General features: G+C 65.6%; 22 protein-coding genes and 1 riboswitch. Of the genes, 6 read left to right on the forward strand and 16 right to left on the reverse strand.

Features of this window, described 5'->3' with window-relative positions:
* Positions 1-827, reverse strand: an 827-nt coding sequence (locus D2V17_RS11475) for a TolC family protein (protein WP_245978681.1), incomplete at its 3' end; no start/stop codon positions are given.
* A 119-nt stretch (positions 828-946) separates the two neighbouring features.
* On the opposite strand from D2V17_RS11475, the gene D2V17_RS11480 reads away from it, so the two are divergent.
* The 4 genes from D2V17_RS11480 to D2V17_RS11495 are packed head-to-tail and all read left to right on the forward strand — an operon-like array spanning position 947 to position 4,442.
* Positions 947-2,035, forward strand: a complete 1,089-nt coding sequence (locus D2V17_RS11480; protein ID WP_119593044.1) for a HupE/UreJ family protein — start codon at positions 947-949, stop codon at positions 2,033-2,035.
* Positions 2,036-2,051: 16 nt separating this feature from the next.
* Entirely contained in the window at positions 2,052-3,011 is a 960-nt protein-coding gene (locus tag D2V17_RS11485) for an MBL fold metallo-hydrolase (RefSeq protein ID WP_119593045.1), read from the forward strand.
* Between the two features lie 13 nt (positions 3,012-3,024).
* Positions 3,025-3,867 carry an XdhC family protein gene (locus D2V17_RS11490; RefSeq protein ID WP_119593046.1) on the forward strand — a complete coding sequence of 281 codons (843 nt, stop codon included), beginning with the start codon at positions 3,025-3,027 and terminating at the stop codon, positions 3,865-3,867.
* Positions 3,864-4,442 (forward strand): nucleotidyltransferase family protein, encoded by a 579-nt coding sequence (locus D2V17_RS11495; RefSeq protein WP_119593047.1) that lies wholly within the window; start codon positions 3,864-3,866, stop codon positions 4,440-4,442. The genes D2V17_RS11490 and D2V17_RS11495 overlap by 4 nt, the downstream gene beginning before the upstream one ends.
* On the opposite strand, the gene D2V17_RS11500 is transcribed toward D2V17_RS11495, so the two are convergent.
* The 11 genes from D2V17_RS11500 to D2V17_RS11550 form a co-directional block, all read right to left on the reverse strand.
* Positions 4,426-5,256, reverse strand: coding sequence for a nuclear transport factor 2 family protein (locus D2V17_RS11500; RefSeq protein WP_119593048.1), 831 nt, complete (start codon positions 5,254-5,256; stop codon positions 4,426-4,428). The genes D2V17_RS11495 and D2V17_RS11500 overlap by 17 nt on opposite strands.
* Positions 5,253-5,648, reverse strand: a complete 396-nt coding sequence (locus D2V17_RS11505) for a lysozyme inhibitor LprI family protein (RefSeq protein ID WP_245978682.1) — start codon at positions 5,646-5,648, stop codon at positions 5,253-5,255. Before D2V17_RS11505 ends, D2V17_RS11500 begins: the two co-directional genes overlap by 4 nt.
* Positions 5,645-6,934: an O-acetylhomoserine aminocarboxypropyltransferase gene (locus D2V17_RS11510; RefSeq protein ID WP_119593049.1), complete on the reverse strand. Its 1,290-nt coding sequence runs from the start codon at positions 6,932-6,934 to the stop codon at positions 5,645-5,647. Before D2V17_RS11510 ends, D2V17_RS11505 begins: the two co-directional genes overlap by 4 nt.
* 65 nt (positions 6,935-6,999) lie before the next feature.
* Positions 7,000-8,034, reverse strand: a complete 1,035-nt coding sequence (gene bioB, locus D2V17_RS11515) for a biotin synthase BioB (protein ID WP_119593050.1) — start codon at positions 8,032-8,034, stop codon at positions 7,000-7,002.
* Positions 8,035-8,084: 50 nt separating this feature from the next.
* On the reverse strand, positions 8,085-8,915 hold the full coding sequence (locus tag D2V17_RS11520) for an HAD-IIA family hydrolase (protein ID WP_191229162.1): 831 nt from the start codon (positions 8,913-8,915) through the stop codon (positions 8,085-8,087).
* Positions 8,916-9,012: 97 nt separating this feature from the next.
* Positions 9,013-10,473, reverse strand: coding sequence for a biotin carboxyl carrier protein (locus D2V17_RS11525; protein ID WP_119593052.1), 1,461 nt, complete (start codon positions 10,471-10,473; stop codon positions 9,013-9,015).
* Between the two features lie 120 nt (positions 10,474-10,593).
* Entirely contained in the window at positions 10,594-11,046 is a 453-nt protein-coding gene (locus tag D2V17_RS11530) for an acetyl-CoA carboxylase biotin carboxyl carrier protein (protein ID WP_119593053.1), read from the reverse strand.
* A complete protein-coding gene (locus D2V17_RS11535) occupies positions 11,043-12,086 on the reverse strand; it encodes a PEP/pyruvate-binding domain-containing protein (protein ID WP_119593054.1) in 1,044 nt (347 codons plus the stop codon). The genes D2V17_RS11530 and D2V17_RS11535 overlap by 4 nt, the downstream gene beginning before the upstream one ends.
* A gap of 136 nt (positions 12,087-12,222) precedes the next feature.
* The gene (locus D2V17_RS11540) at positions 12,223-14,046 is read right to left on the reverse strand and encodes a PEP-utilizing enzyme (protein ID WP_119593055.1); all 1,824 of its coding nucleotides are present in this window, start codon (positions 14,044-14,046) and stop codon (positions 12,223-12,225) included.
* 154 nt (positions 14,047-14,200) lie between these two features.
* Positions 14,201-15,025: a DODA-type extradiol aromatic ring-opening family dioxygenase gene (locus D2V17_RS11545; protein WP_119593068.1), complete on the reverse strand. Its 825-nt coding sequence runs from the start codon at positions 15,023-15,025 to the stop codon at positions 14,201-14,203.
* A gap of 39 nt (positions 15,026-15,064) precedes the next feature.
* On the reverse strand, positions 15,065-16,042 hold the full coding sequence (locus D2V17_RS11550) for an AraC family transcriptional regulator (protein ID WP_119593056.1): 978 nt from the start codon (positions 16,040-16,042) through the stop codon (positions 15,065-15,067).
* A 106-nt stretch (positions 16,043-16,148) separates the two neighbouring features.
* On the opposite strand from D2V17_RS11550, the gene D2V17_RS11555 reads away from it, so the two are divergent.
* Both D2V17_RS11555 and D2V17_RS11560 read left to right on the forward strand, forming a co-directional pair.
* Positions 16,149-17,186 (forward strand): amidohydrolase family protein, encoded by a 1,038-nt coding sequence (locus D2V17_RS11555; RefSeq protein ID WP_119593057.1) that lies wholly within the window; start codon positions 16,149-16,151, stop codon positions 17,184-17,186.
* 123 nt (positions 17,187-17,309) lie between these two features.
* Entirely contained in the window at positions 17,310-18,437 is a 1,128-nt protein-coding gene (locus D2V17_RS11560; RefSeq protein ID WP_119593058.1) for a CaiB/BaiF CoA transferase family protein, read from the forward strand.
* Between the two features lie 77 nt (positions 18,438-18,514).
* On the opposite strand, the gene D2V17_RS11565 is transcribed toward D2V17_RS11560, so the two are convergent.
* From D2V17_RS11565 to D2V17_RS11580, 4 genes are all read right to left on the reverse strand, one after another.
* Complete coding sequence (locus tag D2V17_RS11565; protein WP_119593059.1) at positions 18,515-19,084, reverse strand: TMEM165/GDT1 family protein; 570 nt, start codon at positions 19,082-19,084, stop codon at positions 18,515-18,517.
* 14 nt (positions 19,085-19,098) lie between these two features.
* A riboswitch (yybP-ykoY riboswitch) is annotated at positions 19,099-19,284 on the reverse strand.
* Between the two features lie 161 nt (positions 19,285-19,445).
* Positions 19,446-20,288 carry a class III extradiol dioxygenase subunit beta gene (locus D2V17_RS11570; protein ID WP_119593060.1) on the reverse strand — a complete coding sequence of 281 codons (843 nt, stop codon included), beginning with the start codon at positions 20,286-20,288 and terminating at the stop codon, positions 19,446-19,448.
* Position 20,289: 1 nt separating this feature from the next.
* Positions 20,290-20,694 (reverse strand): protocatechuate 4,5-dioxygenase subunit alpha, encoded by a 405-nt coding sequence (gene ligA / locus D2V17_RS11575; RefSeq protein ID WP_119593061.1) that lies wholly within the window; start codon positions 20,692-20,694, stop codon positions 20,290-20,292.
* Between the two features lie 83 nt (positions 20,695-20,777).
* On the reverse strand, positions 20,778-21,155 hold the full coding sequence (locus tag D2V17_RS11580; protein ID WP_191229163.1) for a PilZ domain-containing protein: 378 nt from the start codon (positions 21,153-21,155) through the stop codon (positions 20,778-20,780).
* Positions 21,156-21,277: the final 122 nt, after the last annotated feature.

Genomic DNA, 21,277 nt, shown 5'->3' on the forward strand with positions numbered 1-21,277 from the left:
CCGATCAGGGTTGAGATGGCATTGGCGGTGGCGGCAAGGCTCGCTTCGAGCGAGCCCGGCGGCTCTCCGATCAGGGTTGAGATGGCATTGGCGGTGGCGGCAAGGCTCGCTTCGAGCGAGGGAATGGTCGCTGCCGTCTGCGCCGCCTGCGTACGCGCCTGCTCGACATCGAGGCTGGAGACGAGCCCGGCCTGATTGCGCCAGCGCGCGATCTGGAGGTTCTCGCGCTGGTTGCCGAGCGTGTCACGTGCAATGGCGAGCTGTTCGGACAGTGCGCGGGCGTTGATCGTCTGCAAGGCGACCTGCCCGACGATCAGCCGTTGCAGGTCCGCCAGACCATAGCCCTGCGCCGCCAGATCGGCGCGCGCGGCGGCGACATTGCCCGAGACCTGCCCGAACAGGTCGGCCTCCCACGCCGCATCGAGGCCGAGCGAGAGCGGCACCCCGTCGCGCGGCGCGTCGCCGATATCGCGGGTCGCATTGCCGCTGGCGTTCAGCGTCGGCAGGTAGGCTGCGCGCGCCTGCACCAGCGATGCGCGCGCCTGATCGAGCCGGGCGGCGCTGGCGGCGATATCGCGGTTCTGCACGATGGCCTGTTCGACCAGTTCGCTCAGCAGCGGATCGTCAAGCTGGCGCCAGTAGGCCGAGGTGTCGGGCGAAACGAGCGGTGCATCGGTTTCGGCCCAACCCTCGGGCAGGTCTACCCGTGGTGCCGGGGCCGCGAACGGCTGGCCCGCACAGGCAGAGACCAGCGCAGCCAAAACCAGCAGCGGCGCACGGCGGTGCGCCCGTTTCCCATCCCCTGTCACTCGCAACAGACTGCTCACTTATGAAACTATCTCCGTGACCGCCTACCTTGGCGGAATAGTAATTGCCAACCACCAATTGTTGCTTTTGCAAAAATAGAGTCAGTTGATGGCCGATTTTATCCGTTTATGTGACAATAATGCTCTCCCCGTTGCGGCTCCTTGTCTTTCTTCTCGGCCTTCTTGCGATTCTGCCGTCCACCGGGGCCGCCGCGCATCCCGCGCCGTTCAGCTATGTCGACCTGCGGCCCGGCGAAGGCTCGCTTGAAGGTGGCGTCACCGTACATGTGGTCGATCTCGTGCATGATCTGCGGATCGACGAAAGCACCAACCTGCTCGACCGGGGTGTGTTGGATCACCAATACAGTGCCATTGCCAGGCTGTTGCTGGCGCGACTCGACCTGCGCGACGGCAATGGAGCACGCCTGACGGTGAAGCCGCTGGCGCTTGCCCCGGTGGCGGGCGACGATGCCGTGCGGTTGACCTTCCGCGCCGAGGGCAAGCCGCCTGCAGCGCTGTCGGTGGAGGCGCACCTGTTCGATTACGACCCGCTCCACCAGACCTTCGTCACCATTTACGAAGGGAACGAAGTGGCGCAGCAGATGATCTTCTCCGCCGAGAGCAGGCCGCAGACCTACTATGCGGGCAGCGTCGCGGGGGTGGGGGCGGTGCTGGCGACCTTCGTTCCGGCGGGCGCGCATCATGTCCTGATCGGGCCGGACCATGTGCTGTTCATTCTCGGCCTGATCCTGATGGGCGGATCGCTGCGGCGGCTGACGCTGATCGTTACCGCCTTCACGCTCGGTCATTCGGTGACATTGGCGCTGGCGGCGACCGGCACCTTCGCACCGCCTGCATGGTTGATCGAGCCGCTGATCGCGCTGTCGATCGTGGTGGTGGGGCTGGATAACCTGCTGAGGAAGAAAGGCGAACGCGACCTGCGCGCGCTGTTTGCGGGCCTGTTCGGCCTCATCCACGGGTTCGGCTTTGCCTATGTCCTGCGCGAGTTCGGCCTGCCGCAGGCGCAACTGGGCTGGGCGCTGGCGGGATTCAACATCGGCGTGGAACTGGGGCAACTCGCGATTGTCGTGCCTGTGGCGCTGGCCCTGGGCTGGCTGCGCGGGCGGGTGCCGGCTGTCGCAAATCGTATTGCCGTGGGTGGCTCGCTTGCGGTGATCGCGGCGGGAGTCTATTGGTTCGTTGACAGAGTCCGAAATCTCGCGGGCTGAGGGGGAGAGACGAGCGATGAAGCGGATGGCGATCCTGGCGGGCGTGGTGGTAACGGGCCTCGCCGCCGTGCTGACGACCGGAGCGGTGACGGCGCAGGGGCTGCCCGGCATTACCGGGATCGAGCAGGTTTCGGGCAACGTTTACAAGATCTTCGGTGCGGGCGGGAACACCACCGTGTTCGTGCGCGAGCATGACGTGGTGCTGGTCGATACCAAGCTGCCGGGTAACGGCGAAGCGATCCTCGCCGAGGTGCGCAAGGTGACCGACAAGCCGGTGGGCATGATCATCAACACCCATTCGCACCCCGATCACACCGGCTCCAACGCCGAGCTGGCGCCCAATGGTGACGTGCAGGTGGTGGCGCAGGTCAACAGCGCGGCGCGGATGCGCGCGGGCGGCGGTCCGTTCCCGCCGCTGCGCGTCGACAGCGACTTCGAGGCGCGCAAGACCATCGGCGAGGGCGACGACCGGATCGAGCTCTATTTCTTCGGCGCTGGCCACACCGACGGCGATGCCTTCGTGGTCTTCCCCGCCGCGCGGACCATGGCGGCGGGCGACCTTTATGCATGGCATATGAGCCCGCTGATCGATCCCGGCTCGGGCGGCTCGATCCTCGCGCTGCCGAGCACGCTGGCGGGTGCAGTCTATGGCATCGACGGGGTCGACAAGGTCATTCAGGGCCATGGCGGGGTTTCCACCTGGGCCGAGTTTCACTCGTTCATGAACTTCAACCGCGGGCTGGTCGCCACCGCCGAGCAGACCTTGCTCACCGGCGGCACGCCTGAGGACGCGCTGAAAAAGCTGGAGGCAACACCGAGCTATGCGGTGTTCCTCGATCACAAGCTCAAGCCCGGCCTTGAATATGGCGGCACGCCATGGTCGCGCGCGCTGATCAATCTGACGCTGGCCTTTCAGGAGCTGCGCGGCGAAAAGCCCGAGCTGATCATGGGCATGGAAGACCCGCACCAGCACTGATAGAGCGACGGGTATGGAAATACCCGAAGATCACGAGGCATTGTCGGCGGCGACTGTCGCTGGCACCGGCCTGTGCACCATCGTCAATATCGAGGGCAGTTTCTCGCGCCGCCTTGGCGCGCAACTCGCGGTACATGGCGATGGCAGTGTGACCGGGAGCCTCGCCGACGGCTGTCTCGAACGCGAGCTTGCGGCAGAGGTCTTGCGAGGGGGTGAGCCGCGGGTGATCCGCTATGGCGCGGGCTCGCCGAAGATCGACTTTCGCCTGCCCTGCGGCGGGGGGCTCGATGTGCTGATAGACCCCGCGCCCGACCATGCCGCCTGCGTGGAGGCCTTGGCTAAGCTTGAGGCGCGGCATGAGGCCAGTCTCACGCTGCCGGGGCAGGCACTTCTCGCCGAGCGCCGCTATATCCCCGCGCTGCGGCTGGTGCTGCTGGGCGAGGGGCCGGAGCTGGAAGCGATGGCGCGTCTGGGCGCGGCGGCGGGGATGGCGGTCGAAAGCTACAGCCGCGAGGACGGCTCGCTTGCGCTTGGGCAGCGGCCTGAGCATATCGCGCTCGACCGTTGGAGCGCGCTGGTGCTGTTGTTCCACGATCACGAGTGGGAAGAGGCGCTGCTCGACTGGGGGCTCCGAAGCCCTGCCTTCTTCATCGGCGCACAGGGGGGCGGACCGGCGCGGCGTGCGCGCAGCGAGCGGCTGGCCGCGCTTGGCTATGCCGAGCAGCAGATCGCCCGCGTGGCCAGCCCGCTCGGCCTGATCGGGCACAGCCGCGAGCCCTCGGCGCTGGCGCTTTCGGCTTTGGCGGGTGTGGCGGGGATCTACGAGTTGCGCCACCCGCACCACAGCCAGCGATGAGCGCGCCGCTGGTCGCAGTGCTGGCTGCGGGGCAGGCGCGGCGTTTTGGCGGGGGCAAGCTCGATGCCCTGTGCGCGGGGCAGCGGGTCGGCGCGCATGTGCTGGCCTTGGTGACTGAGGCAGGGTTCGCGCCGGGGATGGTTGTCGTGCCGACCGCAGGTGTACCGTTGTTCGCGCAGGAGAGCGGCTGGCCGCTGATCGAGAACCCCGATGCCGAAACAGGGCTGGCCAGTTCGGTCGCGCTGGCGGCGCAGGCTGCGTTGGAGCAGGCATGCGACCTGTTGCTGGTGCTCGCCGATATGCCGCTTGTCGCCTCCGCCCATCTGACCGCGCTCGTCGCAACCAAGGCGCTGGCAGCGACTGACTACGGCGCAGGTAAGCCCGGCGTACCTGCCTTCATTCCGCACAGCCTGCTGGCAGACCTCACCAAGCTTGAAGGCGAGGGCGGGGCGGGCCGCTGGCTGGCGGGGCGCTCCGATTGCACGCTGATCGCACCGCCGCCCGCTACGCTGGTCGATGTCGACCGACCCGAAGACCTCGCCCGTATCGAGGCGGCGCTTAGCGCCCGTCGCTGAACACCGGCTCGCCCGCGCGGGCGACCTGAATGTGCTCGATATAGCCATCGCGCAGCCGATAGGTCACTTGCACGCGCACATCGACGTGATCGCCCTTCGCCAGCGCGCCGACAAGGAAATCGGGCGCATCGGCCACGGCGGTGAAGCGGCTGGTGCAATCGACCACGATCGCCTCGTTGCTGGCGGTGAGGTTGTGGACGGTCAGCGTCTCGACCACGCGCTCGAACATCGCCGTGTAGAAATCGGCAATCGCCTGCGCGCCCTCGAACCGCCCGACCGAGGGCAGCTCGAACACCACGTCATCGCGATAGAACCGCGTGTAGCGTGCCGGATCGCCCGCCGAGAAGGCAGCGGCATAGGCATAGTAGGCGGCGATCTGGCTGGGATGCGCACCGAGCGGCGGCAGCGTCGTAACCGCGCGACCGGCAGGCCAGGCCATGGTGATGAGCCGCCGCACCTTCTGCGCCGCATCGAGTTCGTAGCGGGCGAGGAACTTCACCGTCAGACTGTCGCCAGGGAACATTTCGCCGAAGGGAAAGTCGGGGCGGTGCTTGGTCGCATGAAAGTCCATGTCGATCTCGGCCAGCACGTTGCGCTCGTCCTGCAGATAGTGCTGCACGCGCGGGCATTCGCGCACGCCGTCATGCGCTCTGGCAAGGAACGCGCGCATCCCGGCATGGCCGACGAATTTGCCGCTGCCGGTGATCATCGCGCAGTCTTCGGCAAAGAACCGCGCGACCAGCGCATCGTCATCGCCGGTCAGGAACTGGGCGAGATAGGCCTCGTAGTCGAACCTTGGCGCGGGGCCGGTCACAGCGCCTCGATCAGATCGGCCAGCTCGCGCGTGCGCTGCTCGGTCAGCCTGGTCTTGCAGCCGCTGACAATCATCGGCTCCATCGAGCCGCCGCGGTAGCGATAGCCCGCGCTGGCGCAGTGCTTGTCGCGATAGGTGAGCCAGGCGCGCTGCGCCGCCAGCAGCGTTTCGAAATAGCCGGGGCGGTCGTCGTAGACGCGGTCCAGATCGCGGTCACGCGCGCGCATGACATCTGCGGTCTGCGACCACTGCGCGTTGAGCGCGGCGTCGGCTTCCTCATAGTCGCGTGCGGCGCACATGGTCATGTCGCGCTGCGTGATCGGCTGTTCGCAGATATCGGCGGGCTTGGCCTGAGCCGTGCCCGCCGCGAGCAGAAACACCAGCCCGATCACAGCGCTGCCAGAGCGCCGTCGAGGTCGGCGATGATATCGTCGATATGCTCGATGCCGACCGAGATCCGCACCACGTCGGGGCCAGCCCCGGCGGCGATCAGATCGTCGCCTTCGAGCTGGCTGTGGGTGGTGCTGGCCGGGTGGATGATCAGGCTGCGGGTGTCGCCGATGTTGGCCAGGTGGCTGAACAGCTTGACCGAGGAGACCAGCTTCACGCCCGCCTCGTAGCCGCCCTTCACGCCGAAGGTGAACACCGCGCCCGCCTTGCCGTCGAGATAGCGGTTGGCCAGCGCATGATAGGCGTTGTCCTCCAGCCCGGCGTAGAAGACCCAGTCGATCTTTTCGTGCGCGGCAAGGTGTTTGGCGACGGCGAGCGCATTGCTGCAATGCCGCTCCATCCTGAGTGCCAGCGTCTCCATGCCGGTGAGCGTGAGAAAGGCGTTCATCGGCGCCATGGCCGGGCCAAGGTCGCGCAGGCCGAGCACGCGGCAGGCGATGATGAAGGCGATCGGCCCGACCGGCTCCAATGCATCGACCAGCACCGCGCCATGATAGGAACCGTTGGGCCGGGTCAGCGTGGCGAACTTGTCGCCGTGGGCCTTCCAGTCGAACTTGCCCGCATCGACGATCAGTCCGCCGATCGAATTGCCATGGCCATTCAGGAACTTGGTGCACGAATGGACGACGATGTCCGCGCCGTGCTCGATCGGGCGGCACAGCATTGGCGTCGCCATGGTGTTGTCGACCATCAGCGGCACGCCCGCCTTGTGCGCGATCTCGGCAATGGCGGCGATGTCGCAGACCACGCCGCCCGGATTGGCGAGGCTCTCGATGAACACCACGCGGGTGTTCTCGTCGCAGGCCGCTGCGACATTGGCCGGATCGTCGGCGTCGACGAAGCGGGTTTCCCAGCCGAACTTGCGGAAGGCTTCGCTCAGCTGGTTGATCGAGCCGCCATAGAGCTTCTTGGCCGCGACGATGTTGCAGCCCGGCTCCATCAGCGTGTGGAATGCGACCAATTGCGCGGCATGGCCCGAGGCCACACCCAGCGCGCCGACGCCGCCTTCGAGCCCGGCGATCTTCTTCTCCAGCGCATCGACCGTGGGGTTCATGATGCGGCTGTAGATGTTGCCGAATTCCTTGAGCGCGAACAGGTTTGCGGCGTGCTCGGCATCGTTGAAGACGTAGCTGGCGGTCTGATAGATCGGGGTGATCCGCGCATTGGTGGCGGGATCGGGCTGCTGGCCCGCGTGAATGGCGAGCGTTTCGAGCTTGTGGTCGGTCAAGGTAGCCTCTCCTTCGGCCCGGCGTGGCGGGCGGGTTGTGATTTGTCGCTTGGTTAGCTCAGGCGTCAGGCGCTGGCCAGATCGTCCTGCTCGGCCATGGCCCGCATCGGCTCGGGGCCTGCCATTGGCTTGAGGCCCAGCCGTGCGAGCATCGCCATGTCCTCGTCCTCGCCCGCATTGGGCGCGGTGAGCAGCTTGTCGCCGGTGAAAATCGAGTTGGCCCCGGCGAGGAAGCACAGCGCCTGCGTCGCCTCGGACATCGACTCGCGCCCCGCCGAGAGGCGCACCATGCTCAGCGGCATGGCGATGCGCGCCGCCGCCACGGTGCGGACGAACTCGATATCGTCGATCTTGGCGAGCGGGGTATCGGCCAGCATGTCGCCCAGCACCGTGCCTTTTACCGGCACCAGCGCGTTGACCGGCACGCTTTCGGGATGGCGTTCGAGCGTCGCCAAGGTGTGCACGAAACCGACCCGGTCGGCGCGCGTCTCGCCCATGCCGACGATCCCGCCCGAGCACACGTTGATCCCCGCCTCACGCACCGTCTCCAGCGTATCGAGCCGGTCTTCATAGGAGCGGGTGGAGACCACGCGCTCATAATATTCCGGCCCGCTGTCGACATTGTGGTTGTAGTAATCGAGCCCGGCGGCCTTCAATTGCGCGGCCTGTTCGGGGGTGAGCATGCCCAGCGTCATGCAGGTTTCCATCCCCATCGCGCGCACGCCGGAGACGATCTCGACGATCTTGCCCATGTCGCGGTCCTTGGGGTTGCGCCAGGCCGCGCCCATGCAGAACCGCTGCGACCCGGCATCGCGCGCCTGCGCGGCCTTTTGCAGCACCTCGCGCACGTCCATCAGCTTGGTCGCCTTCACGCCGCTTTGCGCCGAGGCGCTCTGGCTGCAATAGCCGCAGTCCTCGGGGCAGCCGCCGGTCTTGATCGAGAGCAGGGTGCACAGCTGCACCTCTTCGGGCCGATGATGCGCGCGGTGGACCTCTGCGGCGCGGAACAGCAGTTCGGTGAAGGGCAGGTCGAACAGCGCGGCGATTTCGTCGCGGGTCCAGTCGGTGCGGATCGGGGCGGTGGTCAAGCGTGTCTCCATGATTGCGGGTGGGCCGCTGCTGGGGGCGGCCCTGCATCATGCGCGCAGGGTTAGCTCAGGCCGCAGGCGCTGGCCAGATCGCCGATTGAACTGATGACCAGATCGGGCCGTTTTTCGGGCGGCTGGTCGGCCCATTCCTCGGTGCTGGTGGAGCCGCTGGTGACCGCTATGCCGATGGCCCCGCCTGTCACGGCCATCTGCATTTCCGCCGTGGCGTCATCCCCCACGACGCCGACATGGGCAGCGTCGATCCCGAGTTTTTGCGCGACGAAGGCCATGGCGTGATCACTCGGCTTTCCGGTGGGTTCGGGCTCGATCCCCGTGACGCGCGCAATCGCGCCGTTAATCGCGCAGGAATAGCCGAACGAGCGCCCCTCCTTGGTGGCGAAGAACGGGATGTCCGAGGCGGTGAGGAAGGTCGCGCCGCCGAGCACCGCATCGCAGGCGCGGTGGATGTGGTCCATCGAGCACTCGGGGTGCCAGGCGGTATAGACCCCGTCGCAGGTCAGACCCTTGCCGTCGTCCGGGTTGAGGCACTTGACGCCGAGTTCGGTGAGCGCGTCGATCACGCCCTGCGTACCGAGCACCAGCACCCGTTCGAGTTCACGCTGTTTGATCACCTCGGCGGCGACCGAATTGGGTGTGAACAGTTTCTCATCGGGCACCGGCAGGCCGATTTCGCGCAGGCGTGGGGCCTGCTTGCGGGCCGGATAGGCGCTGCCATTGGTGAGCGCGATCCACGGTATGCCGAGCGTGTCCAGCTCGCCCAGCGCGTGGGCGGCACCAGGGATCGGGTCGTAGGAGCCGAGCTGACGGTTCGACAGGATCAGCGTGCCGTCGAGATCGAACATGAAGCCTTTCGGCTTGCGGGGGAGTGTCATTGTACGTCTTTCTTTGTTCGTCATTGCGAGCGCAGCGAAGCAATCCATCATCCGAAGCTGGATTGCTTCGCTGCGCTCGCAATGACGAGGGAGGGGCTCAGGCAGAGAGCCGTATTTTCAGATCGTCCTTCTCGAACGCAAAGTCGGCAAGATCGTTTCGCGCCATCACATCGCGCAGCAGCCGCATGACCGGCGCGGTGTCGGGATCGTAGTGGCGCGGGGCGGGGCCGGCCTTGCGCATCGCCTCGATCTGACCCTCGGGCATCGTGGCGCGCAGCAGGAATTCCTCGTCCGACAGCCTTTCGCCGATTCGGCTGCGCAGGGTTTTGAGGTCGGTCATGCCGGTCTCGGCTTTGAGCTGCTTCGTGCGCGGGTGAGCCATGATGCGGTCCATCACCTGCGGGTCGACCGGCTGTGTGGGCCGCCCGAACTTGCCGATGGCGAAGCGGATTACCTCGTCTGGGATGATGCTCCAGCGCTCCTTGCCCGTCACATTGAGCATGGCCTGCGTTTGCAGCATCTGCGCAAAGGGCGTCATCACGATCACCCAGCCCAGTTCCTCACGCACGCGGCCCATTTCCTCGATCACGGCCGCTTCGAGATGGGCGGCGTTCTGGTCGGCGAGGTGGCGGCGCATGGTGCCGACCATGCCGCCGGGCAGGTTGTGGCGGAAATAGGCGGCGTCGAACGGGAGCGGCGCGCCGGTGGGATAACCTTCGGCCTCGGCCAGCCGGGTGAAGTAGCTCGCGACCTCTTCCACCGCCTCGTCATCGACATCGACGGTGTGGCCGAGGCTGCGCAGGTTCTTGATCATCCGGCCGATAGGCGGGTTACTGGTGCCATCCGCCGCGCCGCCGCTCGCGCATTGGACCGCCGCAATGCCGAGGTCCGCGGCTTCGAGACAGGCCGGTTCGGCAAGCCCGATGGTGCAGTGGTTATGCAGTTCGAGAGGTTTCTCGCCGATCTCGGCAAGGATCGCCGGTATCAAGGTGGCGGCACGCTTGGGGGAGAGCAGGCCGCCGGGGTCCTTGATATAGAGCGCATCGATATCGGGGCTTTGCGCCATCACTCGCGCGGCCTTGGCATAGTGCGCATCGTCGTGGATCGGGCTGATCGTATAGACCAGAGCGCCGACCACCTGATCGCCGCCCGCGCGCTTCACCATCTTTGCGACCTCGACGTTGCTGGCGGCATCGTTCATCGGGTCGGCCAGCGCAAAGCGGCGGATGCCGTTGGTGGCGAGCGTGCGGAAGGCCAGCTCCATGAATTCGGGCGTGGCGGTCTCCCACGAGATGAAGCGGAAGCCGGTGGAGAGGAATTGCAGCGGGGTGGTGCGGCAGATGCGCGCCATTTCGCGGATGCGCTCCCACGGGTCTTCCTGCTTGTAGCGCACGGCGACACCCATGTGGGTGGAGGTGGTGAAGTCGATCGCGCGGTATCCGGCGCGCTCCATTGCAGGCGCGATGGTGAGCGTCTTCGCGGTGTCGACCCCGGTTGCGCCCCACAGGCACTGGTTGCCATCGCGCAGGGAGGTTTCGACGATTTCTATGTTGGCCATGCAAACCTCTTAAACCCACATCCGCTCGCCCTGAGCTTGTCGAAGGGCTGTCCTTACTTCTGGTGCCGCGCTCGAAGAAAAGCAGTCCTTCGACAAGCTCAGGACGAGCGGGGGTTTGTTTTAATCCACCTTAACCCGGAACAGCGCCTGCCCCTCGGCAACCGCGCTGCCATTCTCGGCCAGCACCGCGGTCACCACGCCCTCGACCCCGGCGGCAACCGAGTTCATCAGCTTCATCACCTCGACGATCGCGACCACTGTATCCTTGCTCACCCGATCACCCACTTGCACGAAGTCGGGCTCGCCGGGGCGTGGGGCGGAGTAGAAGTTGCCGATCAGCGGGGCGGGGATTTCGACTCCGCCAGCGCGTGCCGCAGCAGGCTGGGGAGGGGGAGGCACCTCGGCACGCGAAGTCTCCTCCGGCTCCTGATCGGCCTCTTCCTCGCGCCAGCCTCCCGCGCCATCGCGGCTGATCCGCAGGCGAAAATCGCCCTGTGTCAGGTCGAGCGTCGTGAAGTGCGACGCATCGAGCAATCGCGCGATTTCAACGATATCCTTGCCAGTCAGGCTCACTTTTTCGCCCCCGCCGTAAACAGCCCCATCACATGCGCCATCGGACTGGCTTCCTTGGCGACCACGGGTGCAGCCTTGGCATCCTTCTGTGCCCAGACCGTCTCGGGGCGCGATTGCAGCAGCACCGCGCCATCTTCATCGAGCGCCCACTCGATATCCTGCGGCTTGCCATAGTGTTTCTCGACCTTGCGCCCGATGGTGCGCAGGGCCTGCAAGTCCTCGTCGGTGAGGCAGGGTGTAGAGCGGATGTCGGCGGCGTTCTCTACCTCGACGATCCCGCCTTCGGGCGCCGGAACCTGTCTCGCGTGCTTGTCCGAAATATCGCGCTGGCTGATCTCGCCGGTGATCTTTCCGAGCACCCATTTGTCAGGCGTGACCTCACCCGAAACTACGGAAGACCCAAGCCCCCAGGCACCCTCGATGGTGATCACTGACTTGTCACCCGTAGTCGGCGAGCGGGTGAACATTACGCCCGCACACTTTGCCTCGACCATGCGCTGGACCACCACCGCCATGGCCACGCCCGCCTCGGGCAGGCCCTGCTTGCGGCGGTAGGTCATGCTCTCCACCGAGTAGAGGCTGGCCCAGCATTCTCGGACCTTTTCGATCATCGAAGCGTCGTCGAGCACCCACAGGAAGGTGTCTTGCAGGCCGGCGAAGCTGGCGTCGTCGGCGTCCTCGGTGGTGGCGGACGAGCGTACCGCAACGGGGCGCTGGTCGGGGCACAATTGATTCAATGCGTCCTTGAGCGCCGTCTCTACTTCGCTGGTCATCGGATCGCCGATCATCCGCGTGCGCAACTGCTCGGAAAGCCGTGTGGCGGCGTCCAGATCGTTCGGGTCGAGCGCCTCGACCAGCGGGCGGATCGGCTCCTTCGCCTCAAGCGCGGCGAGGAACTGTTCAAAGGCGGCGGTCGTGACCACGAACCCATCGGGTACGGCAATTCCGGCGCGCACAAGTTCGCCCAGCGAGCCACCCTTGCCGCCCACCGTGGGCCGGTCGGCAATACCGACTTCGGAAAACCATGCGATGGGCGTCATATCTCTCCCCTCCCGCTTGCGGGAGGGGCCGGGGGTGGGCATGGGCCTGCAAGGCCCACCCCGCTGCGACTAGCCAGCAAGCTGGCAAGTCTCGCTGCCCCTCCCGCAAGCGGGAGGGGAGGAGTGTCCCCCACCATCACGCGTCCTCCAGAATCGAGACCGTGCCCTTGCCGCCGTCGACCCGGATGCGCGCGCCGTCCCTGATCTTCACCGTCGCCAGCCCGGTGCCGACCACGGCGGGCAGGTTATACTCGCGCGCCACAATCGCCATGTGGCTCATCGAGCCTCCGATGTCCGACACCGCCGCGCTGATCTTCTGGAACAGCGGCGACCACGTGGGGTTCGTCACCTGGCACACCAGAATGTCGCCCTGCTGGATGCGCCCGATCTCGCTGACCGACTTCACCACCCGCGCCGTGCCCTCGACCACGCCCGAGCAGGCGGCAAAGCCCTTCAATTCGTTGGGGTTCTCGGTCCCATCATCGAGCCAGCTGTCGAGATTCTCGCGGGTGATGCCCCACAGCATGTTGATCGCCGGATCGTCGATCGCCTCGGGCACATTGCCAAGCGCGGGCGGGGTGGGGTGCTTGGCCCATTCGGCAATCGCCGCTTTCCGCTCCGCAATGATCGCGGGCCAGTAGGCCGGGCCGCGCGGCCCCGCGCCTACGCCCCAGGCCAGCATCAGGTCGATGATCGCGCTTTCCAGCTCGTATTGGGTGAGGTTGAAGACGTCCTCTTCCACCCCGTCCGGCCCGAAGAAGCCGTGTGCCAGCAGCAGCCTGCCGAACTCGCGGATCTTGTTGAAGAACAGGTTCGTGTACCAATGCTCGCAATAGAACTTGTGCCCCTCGACATAAGGAAACACGCGGTGCGCCAGCTCGATCAGCTGGTCGTAAGTCGCCCGGTCCTCGTCGGTGTCGAGCAGCTCGCGGTAGTCGGCGACAAGCTGTTCGCGCTCCTCGATCAGCTGCGCGGTGGGGCGCTCGATGTTCTCGCCCGCCTTCACCTTGGCGATATAGCCCGGCAGCGCCGCGAAGGGCAGCGACAGGTCGTCGTTCCAGCTGCGGTGATAGTGGTAGAACCCGTCGCCGGAAGAGACGTTAAACCACGGGTTGCGGCTCTCTTCGAGATCGGCCAGCCACACCTTGCCCTGCGCAGAGACTTTATCGAGATCGGCCAGCACCTCATCGATGCTCATGTCGTCGGTGAAATGGTGGTCGACCCCCAGCTCCACCGCGCGCCGCGCAAGGCGTTTTACCTCCTCGTCGGGGCGGAAAATCTCGGCCTCCATCCCGGCCACCATCCGCGAAATCGCCTGATCGGAAATCTCGGGGAAGGCCTTCTTGCAGAACCCGAAGAAGGTCATGTAGGCGCCATAGCCGAGCAGCAGGAACTCGAAGTGGTGGTGCCACATCCGGTGGTAGCCCTCGATCTGCTGCTGGTAGATTTTTAGCAGATCATGGCTGGCGGGAACGGCATCGCCCTCGGTGATCGTTTCGAGCGGCTCGTAATCGGGCAGCGAGGGGCTGGGCAGTGCCTGCGCCTCGGCGATCAGCGCTTTCATCTTGCCCTTCCACTGCTCGTAAAGGCTTTCCCAGTTCTCGTAATAGTGCCCGGCGCGCTGCTGGAACTCGGCCACGCGTTCGGCGATCTCGTCGGGGTCGGTGACGACCACGCCGCCGATATAGACGCGCCCGTTGATGATGCGGTGATCGACGCCCTTGGCCGTCGGCAGACAGTGCACGCGGGTGTTGAAGGCCCCCATCGCGACATAGGCCGCCTCGGCGGTGATCATGTCGAAATGGTGCATCGGCTCGGGGAAATGCATCGAGTTGTAGAACCAGAACTTCTGGTCGTCCTCGGGCACGAACTGGGTGTAATAGGGATAGGCGGCCTGCGCGGCCTCGGTGCCGGGGATCACGGCGATGCTGCTGGGCAGGGCAAAGCTCTTGTCGGACATTGCTGGCATCCTCTCGTCTGACGCCCGCGGCCCCGTTGGCGGGGTCTCGTCATGGCGTGGACAGAGGTGCAGGCTAACCCGGATCGTTATCCGGGCGAAGGATTTGCGCGCATGGCCAATAGGACATTTGCGCAGCCCTATTGTCTTGATCGTGTCAGGCGGGCGGAGGGCCGAAACGGAAGCTGGAGGCGGCGATGCCGCCCATGAACGCATCCTCGTGGTAAGACAGCGCGGCCTCGTCGGTTTCGGCCGCGCCAAGCGCCACGTGCAGCGGCATCAGATGATCCTCGCGCGGGTGGACAGCGCGGGCGGCAGGAGCGCGCTCCCAGTCGAGCAGGCGCTTGACCCGCTCCTCGCCATCCATGTTGAGCAAGCTTTCCTGCAACCAGCCATCGAAGGCGAGCGACACATCGCGCCCCACGGGGCCGAGCGCGCGCAGGTTATGAAACGAGAGGCCAGAGCCGATGATCACCACGCCTTCCTCGCGCAAGGGGGCAAGCAGGCGGCCCGCTTCGATATGGGCGGCGGGATCGTAGTCGGCGCGGATCGACATCTGCACAATCGGCATCTGCGCCTCGGGCCAGATCGCCTGCATCAGGCTGAAGGTGCCATGGTCGAAGCCCCGGTCGGCATCGGTGGCGCTGGCCATGCCGCCATTGCTCAGCAGCGCGGCGGCCTGTTCGGCGAGCGAGGGCAGGCCGGGGGCCGGATAGGTGATCTCGTAAGTGTGCGGCGGGAAGTTGTAATAGTCGTAGATCATGCCCGGCTGCGCGCCGCTGGAGAAGGTGAACACCGGCGCTTCCCAGTGCGCGGTGACGACCAGCACCGCGCGCGGGCGCTCCTTCAGCTCGGCCCGCAGCGCCTTCAGCGAGGCGTCGAGCACATCGTAGGCACCGCCCGTTTCCATCCACGGCCACGGCCCGCCGCCATGGCTGAGGTAGTAGGTGGGCAGGGTGGCGAGGGTCTGGGCAGTGGGCATGTTGGGAAAATGGGCGCAGCACCACGACATACAAGAGCCTCAGCTTTGCGGAGCCAGTCCGCCGCGCCACTGGCTCGGGGTGATCCCGAAGCGCTTGCGGAACAGGCGGGTGAAATAGCCCGGATCGAGAAAGCCGGTGCGGTAGGCCAGCTCGGAAATCGGCACAGCGGCAAGGCGCGGGTCGGTCAGCATGGCGCTGGCATGTTCGAGCCGGGTGGCGTTGAGTTCGGCAACGAAGCTGGTGCCGCGCGCGGCGAGCAGCGATTGCAGGTAGCGTTTGGAAATGCCCTCTTCGTCTGCGACCTTGTCGGGCGAGAGGTCGGCGTCGGCATAGCTCGTCTCGATCCGGCGCAGGATGCGTGTGGCCAGCTGGCTGCGGTGGCCGCCTGCCGAGGCCTCGGCTTCGTGGGCGGCGGTGGCAAGCGCGAGCAGGCTGCCGAATTGCTCGGCGATCAGCGGGCGCGGGAGCGGGGCCTCGTCGAGTCCGGTATCGAGGATCGTCTCGATCAGCGCCCCGAGCGGCGCGGCCCAGCCGGAATGGGCATGGTAGGGGCGCGCCAGCAGACCGGCGGGATCGGGCAGGTGCCGTTCGAGCCAGGCCTGCGGCATCATCAGATCGATGCACTCGTGCTCGGTCGCCATTTCCATCTGATAATAGCGGGTGTTGTCGAGCAGCACGAACTGGCCGGGTTCGACATCGAACCGCCGCCCGCCCATCCGCGTCTGCATCGTGCCCGCGCGCGAATAGACGAGCTGGATCGAGGGCGCGGCGCGCATCGCCAGCCGGTCGGCGCCCACATGGGTCACGCGCTGGGCCGGGGCATAGAGATGCAGCAGGCGCAACTGCCCGATCCCGTGGCTGATCCAGCGGGCGGCGAAGGCCTTGGGGTCGAACACCTCGACCTCGATCGGGGCGATGGTGCTGGCGGCCCAGTCGCTCCACGCGCTGATCGCCTCGCGCCGGGCGAGCCCGGTCGAGCTCCAGCTTTCATCGGGCGAGGGCGGGGCCTTGGCCATGGCGGCAAGGCTAGGCCGCCGGGATGCTATCGGCAAGCGCGCTGCGATGGGGGTTGTTAAGGTCAAACCCGGCGTTAGTCTCGCGCGCAAAATGGGAGAGAGAATTATGGGTAAGAAGTGCCGCCTGATCGCCTGCGAGGAAGCCTGGTCGATCCCCGAGGTCGCCGCCGAGCTGAAGAAGGTGGCGAACAGCCCCACGCAGAGCGCCGACAAGCTGCTGGTGAAGGGTATCTATGATGCCGAGGTCGATACCTCGGGCTACGGCAAGATGGATTTCCTTGGCGGGCTGCTGGATGTGGAAGAGCAGCGCCTGCCGCAGATGGACCAGTATGGCGTCGACATGCACCTCCTCACGCTCACTGCACCGGGCGTGCAGATGTTCGATGCCGATACCGCCACCGACCTTGCCGCGCTGGCGAACGACAGGATGGCAGAAATCTGTGCGAAGTACCCCAAGCGCTTCGCCGGGCTCGGCAGCTTTGCCCCGCACAGCCCCAAGCGCGCGGCGAAAGAGGTCGAGCGGGTGATGGGCGAGCTGAAGCTCAACGGGCTGGTCGTGAACGGCCACACCAACGGCGACTATTTCGACGACTACCGCTTCTGGCCGATCTTCGAGGCCGCCGAAGCGACCAATGCCACGATCTACATCCATCCGCGCGGGCCCTCAGATACGCTCAAGGGTCCGCTGATGGACTACGGCATGGATTCGGCCATGTGGGCTTACGGCGTCGAGGTTGGCACCAATATGCTGCGGATGATGGCGGGCGGGGTGTTCGACCGGTTCCCCGACCTGAAGATCTGCGTCGGTCACATGGGCGAGATGGTGCCGTTCTTCATCTGGCGGATCAACTTCATGAACTCGCGCTCGCAAAAGGTGGGCCGCGCGCCCAAGACCGAGCGCAGCATGGAGGAGTATTTCAAGGACAACTTCGTCTTCACCACCAGCGGCGTGGAAGACCCGCTGGCGCTGCGCTATGCGATCGACCGGATGGGGGTGGAGAACGTGATCTGGGCGATCGACTATCCCTATCAGCCGATGAAACCGGCGGTGGACTTCATCGAGAACTTCGCCTGCTCGGACGAGGAAATGCACGCGCTGTGCCATGGCAATGCCGAGCGGGTGTTCCGGATCGCGGCGGAGTAGGGGAAGATGGGAGCCCGGAGCAACGGACACAGGGCTTAGCTCCCCGTTCGTGTCGAGCGAAGTCGAGACACTGCGGCGCTTACGCCTCTCGACTTCGCTCGAGGCGAACGGCTAGGGGGCGGTATGAAAGAGGCTCCGCTCGCAGGCATCAAGGTCGTCGAACTGGCGCGCATTCTGGCGGGGCCGTGGGCCGGGCAGGTGCTGGCCGACCTCGGGGCCGAGGTGATCAAGGTGGAAAGCCCCGCGGGCGATGACACCCGCCGCTGGGGGCCGCCGTTCATTGAAAACGCCGATGGCTCGCAGGACGCGGCCTATTTCCACGCCGCCAACCGAGGCAAGACCTCCATGGTCGCCGACTTTCGCGACGCGGACGATCTCGCCCGCGTGAAGGAGCTGATCGCCGGGGCCGACGTGGTGATCGAGAACTTCAAGACCGGCGGCCTCGCACAATTCGGGCTCGACTACGCCAGCCTTGCCGGGAGCAATCCGGGGCTGGTCTATTGCTCGATCACCGGGTTCGGGCAGACCGGGCCCTATGCCCAAAACGCAGGCTATGATTTCATCGTGCAGGGCATGAGCGGGATGATGGACCTCACCGGCCAGCCCGATGGCCCGCCGACCAAGATCGGGGTCGCCTATGCCGATATCCTGAGCGGGCTCTATGCGGTGATCGGCATTCAGGCCGCGCTCCACATGCGTCAGCGGACCGGGCGCGGGCAGGCCGTCGACATGAGCCTGCTCGATGTGATGACCGGCACGCTGGCCAATCAGGCGATGAACTATCTGGCGAGCGGCGTGGCGCCGCACCGGATGGGCAACGCGCATCCCAATATCGTGCCCTACGAGGCCTTTCCCTGCGCCGATGGCTGGCTGATCATCGCCGTCGGTAATGATGCTCAGTTCGCCCGCCTCGCCGGGGTGTTGGGGCTGGAGGTAGAGGAGGGCTGGGCGACCAACCCCGGCCGCGTGGCGGACCGGGCGCGGGTCTCCGCCGCCGTCGCCGCGAAGACCGCGCAGTGGGAGCGCGATGCGCTACTCGCGCGGCTGGAGGCTGAGGGCGTGCCGGTCGGGCCGATCAACGATGTGGCGCAGGCGCTGGCCGACCCGCAGGTGCAGGCGCGCGGCATGGTGCTCGATATGGCGCGCGAAGGCGCAGACCCGGTCAAGGGCCTGCGCACTCCGATCATGTTCTCCGATGCCAGGTTGGCGCTGGGCAAGGCCTCGCCGGTGCTGCCCCGGCGAGAAAACTGACAGTCACTCCCCGTTCGTCCTGAGGAGGGCGCTCGGCCTGCGACCTCGTCTCCTCCTCACCACGAACGGATGAGGTCTCAGCCCAGCGCCGTATCGGCGATCACCCAGATACCGATGGCGAGGAACAGCGCCGCCGCCAGCATCCGCACCAGCTTCAGCGACACCCGCTCGACCAGCGCATTGCCCAGCCACACCGCAGGCGCATTGGCGAGCATCATGCCCAGCGTCGTGCCCGCCGTCACCAGCAGCACGTTCTGGAACTGCGCGCCCAGCGCAATGGTGGCGATCTGCGTCTTGTCGCCGATCTCGACGAGGAAGAAGGCTACCAGCGTGGTGAGAAAGGCGCCGTGCCGCGAGGGCTTGGGCGCATCGTCGTCGTCGAACTTGTCGGGCACCAGCGTCCACAGCGCCATCGCGACAAAGCCCGCACCCACGGCATAGCGGAACCACTCGCCCTCAAGCAGGCTCGCCACCGACATGCCGACCAGCGCGGCCAGCGCATGGTTGGCGAGCGTTGCAAACAGGATGCCGAACACGATCGGCCACGGCTGACGGAACCTCGCGGCCAGCACGATGGCGAGCAGCATGGTCTTATCGCCGATCTCGGCCAGCGCGACCACGGCGGTGGAGGTTAGGAAAGCTTCCATAACAGGGGTACTCCGGGCCGGGCGTTCGAGACAGCAACAGCACCATGCCTTCCGCCCGGCCGGACGAAAGCAGGTGCCATTGGTCTTGCCCGGACGGATTGTGGTCCGTCCCCCATGCGCCATGATCTCTCGACCAAGTATGTTGACGCAAGGATTGACGCCCGAAGGCGCGCGGGGGCTACTCCCCAGATGACGGCTTGGCGGTTAGGGCAATCCTTGCCCCGGATCAAGAGAACAGTTGCCTCTCGTGACCACCACTCCCTCGCGTCGGCCCGCACTTGATGCGGGCCTCGGCTGTTTGATCGGAGCTTGGGGCGGGAAGGAAGCCCAGCCCCGGATCAAGTCCGGGGCGACGGAGGCTTCAGCTCTTGGCCTCGTAAACCACATGCCCCACCGCCGTGTTCGACGCGGGCACGCGATAGAAACGCTTCTTCTCTTCCACGCCATAACCCAGCGCGGCGCGCATGATCAGCCACATGATCAGCTCGATGCCCTCGGTGCCCGTTTCGCGCAGGTATTCGAGGCGGGTGATGTACTTCAGCTCTTCCGGCTCGTGCGCGAGCAGGTCGATGAAGCGGCGGTCGAATTCCTCGTTGATGAGGCCGGCGCGGGTGCCGTGGAGCTGGTGGCTCATCCCGCCCGTGCCCCACACCTGCACGTCGAGATCCTCGGGGAAGGTCTTCACCGCATTGCGGATAGCCTCGCCGATCTTCCAGCAGCGCTCGCCCGAGGGGGTGGGGAACTGCGACACGTTGACCACGAACGGGATGACCTTGCACGGCCACTCTTCCACGTCACCAAACACCAGCGAAAGCGGCACGGTGCAGCCGTGGTCGACGTCCATCTCGTTGATCAGCGTGATGTCGAACTCGTCGATCACCAGCTGTTCGGCGATGTGCGCGGCCAGTTCGATGTGGTTCTTCACCACCGGCACGGGGCGGCGGCCCCAGCCTTCGTCGGCGCTCTGGAATTCGTCGGCGAAGCCCATCGCGAAGGTCGGCACGATGTCCATCATCAGCGACGATGCGTGATCGTTGTAGACCAGGATCACCACGTCGGGCGTGTTGTCCTTGATCCATTCCTTCACGAACTCGTAGCCTTCGAAGACCGGCGCCCAGTAGGGGTCCTTGGTCTTGCCCAGATCGAAGGCGGCGCCGATGGCGGGCACGTGGCTGGTGGCGATACCGGCAGAAATACGGGCCATGTCAGTTCTTGTCCCTGATCGAACGGATACCTTCGGGGCTGCGGCCGCCTTCGAGCATCATCTGGGTATATTCCTCGACGCCCATGCCCGAGGTGGTGGAAACGGCCTTCAACGCCGAAAGGCCGTCGGTCGAGGCGAGCTTGACGAGGAAATACATGTTCCCGCCCAGCTCGATCAGCTTCGTCAGGTCGCGGTCAAGCACGGCCTGCTTCTGCTCCGCCGTCATCTTGAACTTGTCGAGATAGGCGGGCTCATCGGCCTTGAACTCTTCACGGTTCTCGGCCTTCATCAGGCTCATGCAGAACTTGTGCAGATAGTAGGCCTCGCGCGAGCGCAGCGCGGTGAAAACCTTGGTGCCCGGAATGTCTTCCAGGTCGGCGAGCGGGTAAAGGCGGGTGCGTGGCATGGCGCGCCCCTAGCAGAGGTTGCAATGCCACAAAAGATGGCGGTTGCGTAAAATGCATGGGCCCTCAGCGCGAGAGCCGAACCTCAGCGGTTCTTGTAGCCGAGATACCAGTCTGCGGCCTGTTCGCGCGCCTCTTCCTCGTGGCTCTTGAAAGCGCGGCTGTCGAACTTTTCGCGCGTTGCCAGCAGCACTGCGGTAGGCAGGGGCTCATCGAAGGCCATTCCGGCAAGGCCCTTGTGGGTCCAGACGATGGTGCCGAAAGCCTCGAAATCGAGCCATTCGAGCACACCATCCTCGCCCTGCTGCACCTGCTCGGGAAGCACCAGCTTGGCGCCCGACTGGGAGATGTCGCGCAGCGAAATCTTGTGCGTGTCAGTCAGCGTGATGAGCCGGCCCGGAACCGACAGGCGCAGTCGGCTGTCCCGACGGCGGCCCGCATTGAGGGGTGTTTCAGCTCCCATAGCCATCCCGCTCTGGTACAGGAAGACTTACAGCAAATAAAGACACCCCTAAGACAATTCTCGTAATTACGCCGCTTGTTAACGAAACCGCGCAATCCCTTGTTTGTCCGTATTGTTTGCCA

The sequence above is a fragment of the Aurantiacibacter xanthus genome (genome assembly GCF_003584015.1).
Lineage (GTDB): Bacteria > Pseudomonadota > Alphaproteobacteria > Sphingomonadales > Sphingomonadaceae > Alteraurantiacibacter > Alteraurantiacibacter xanthus.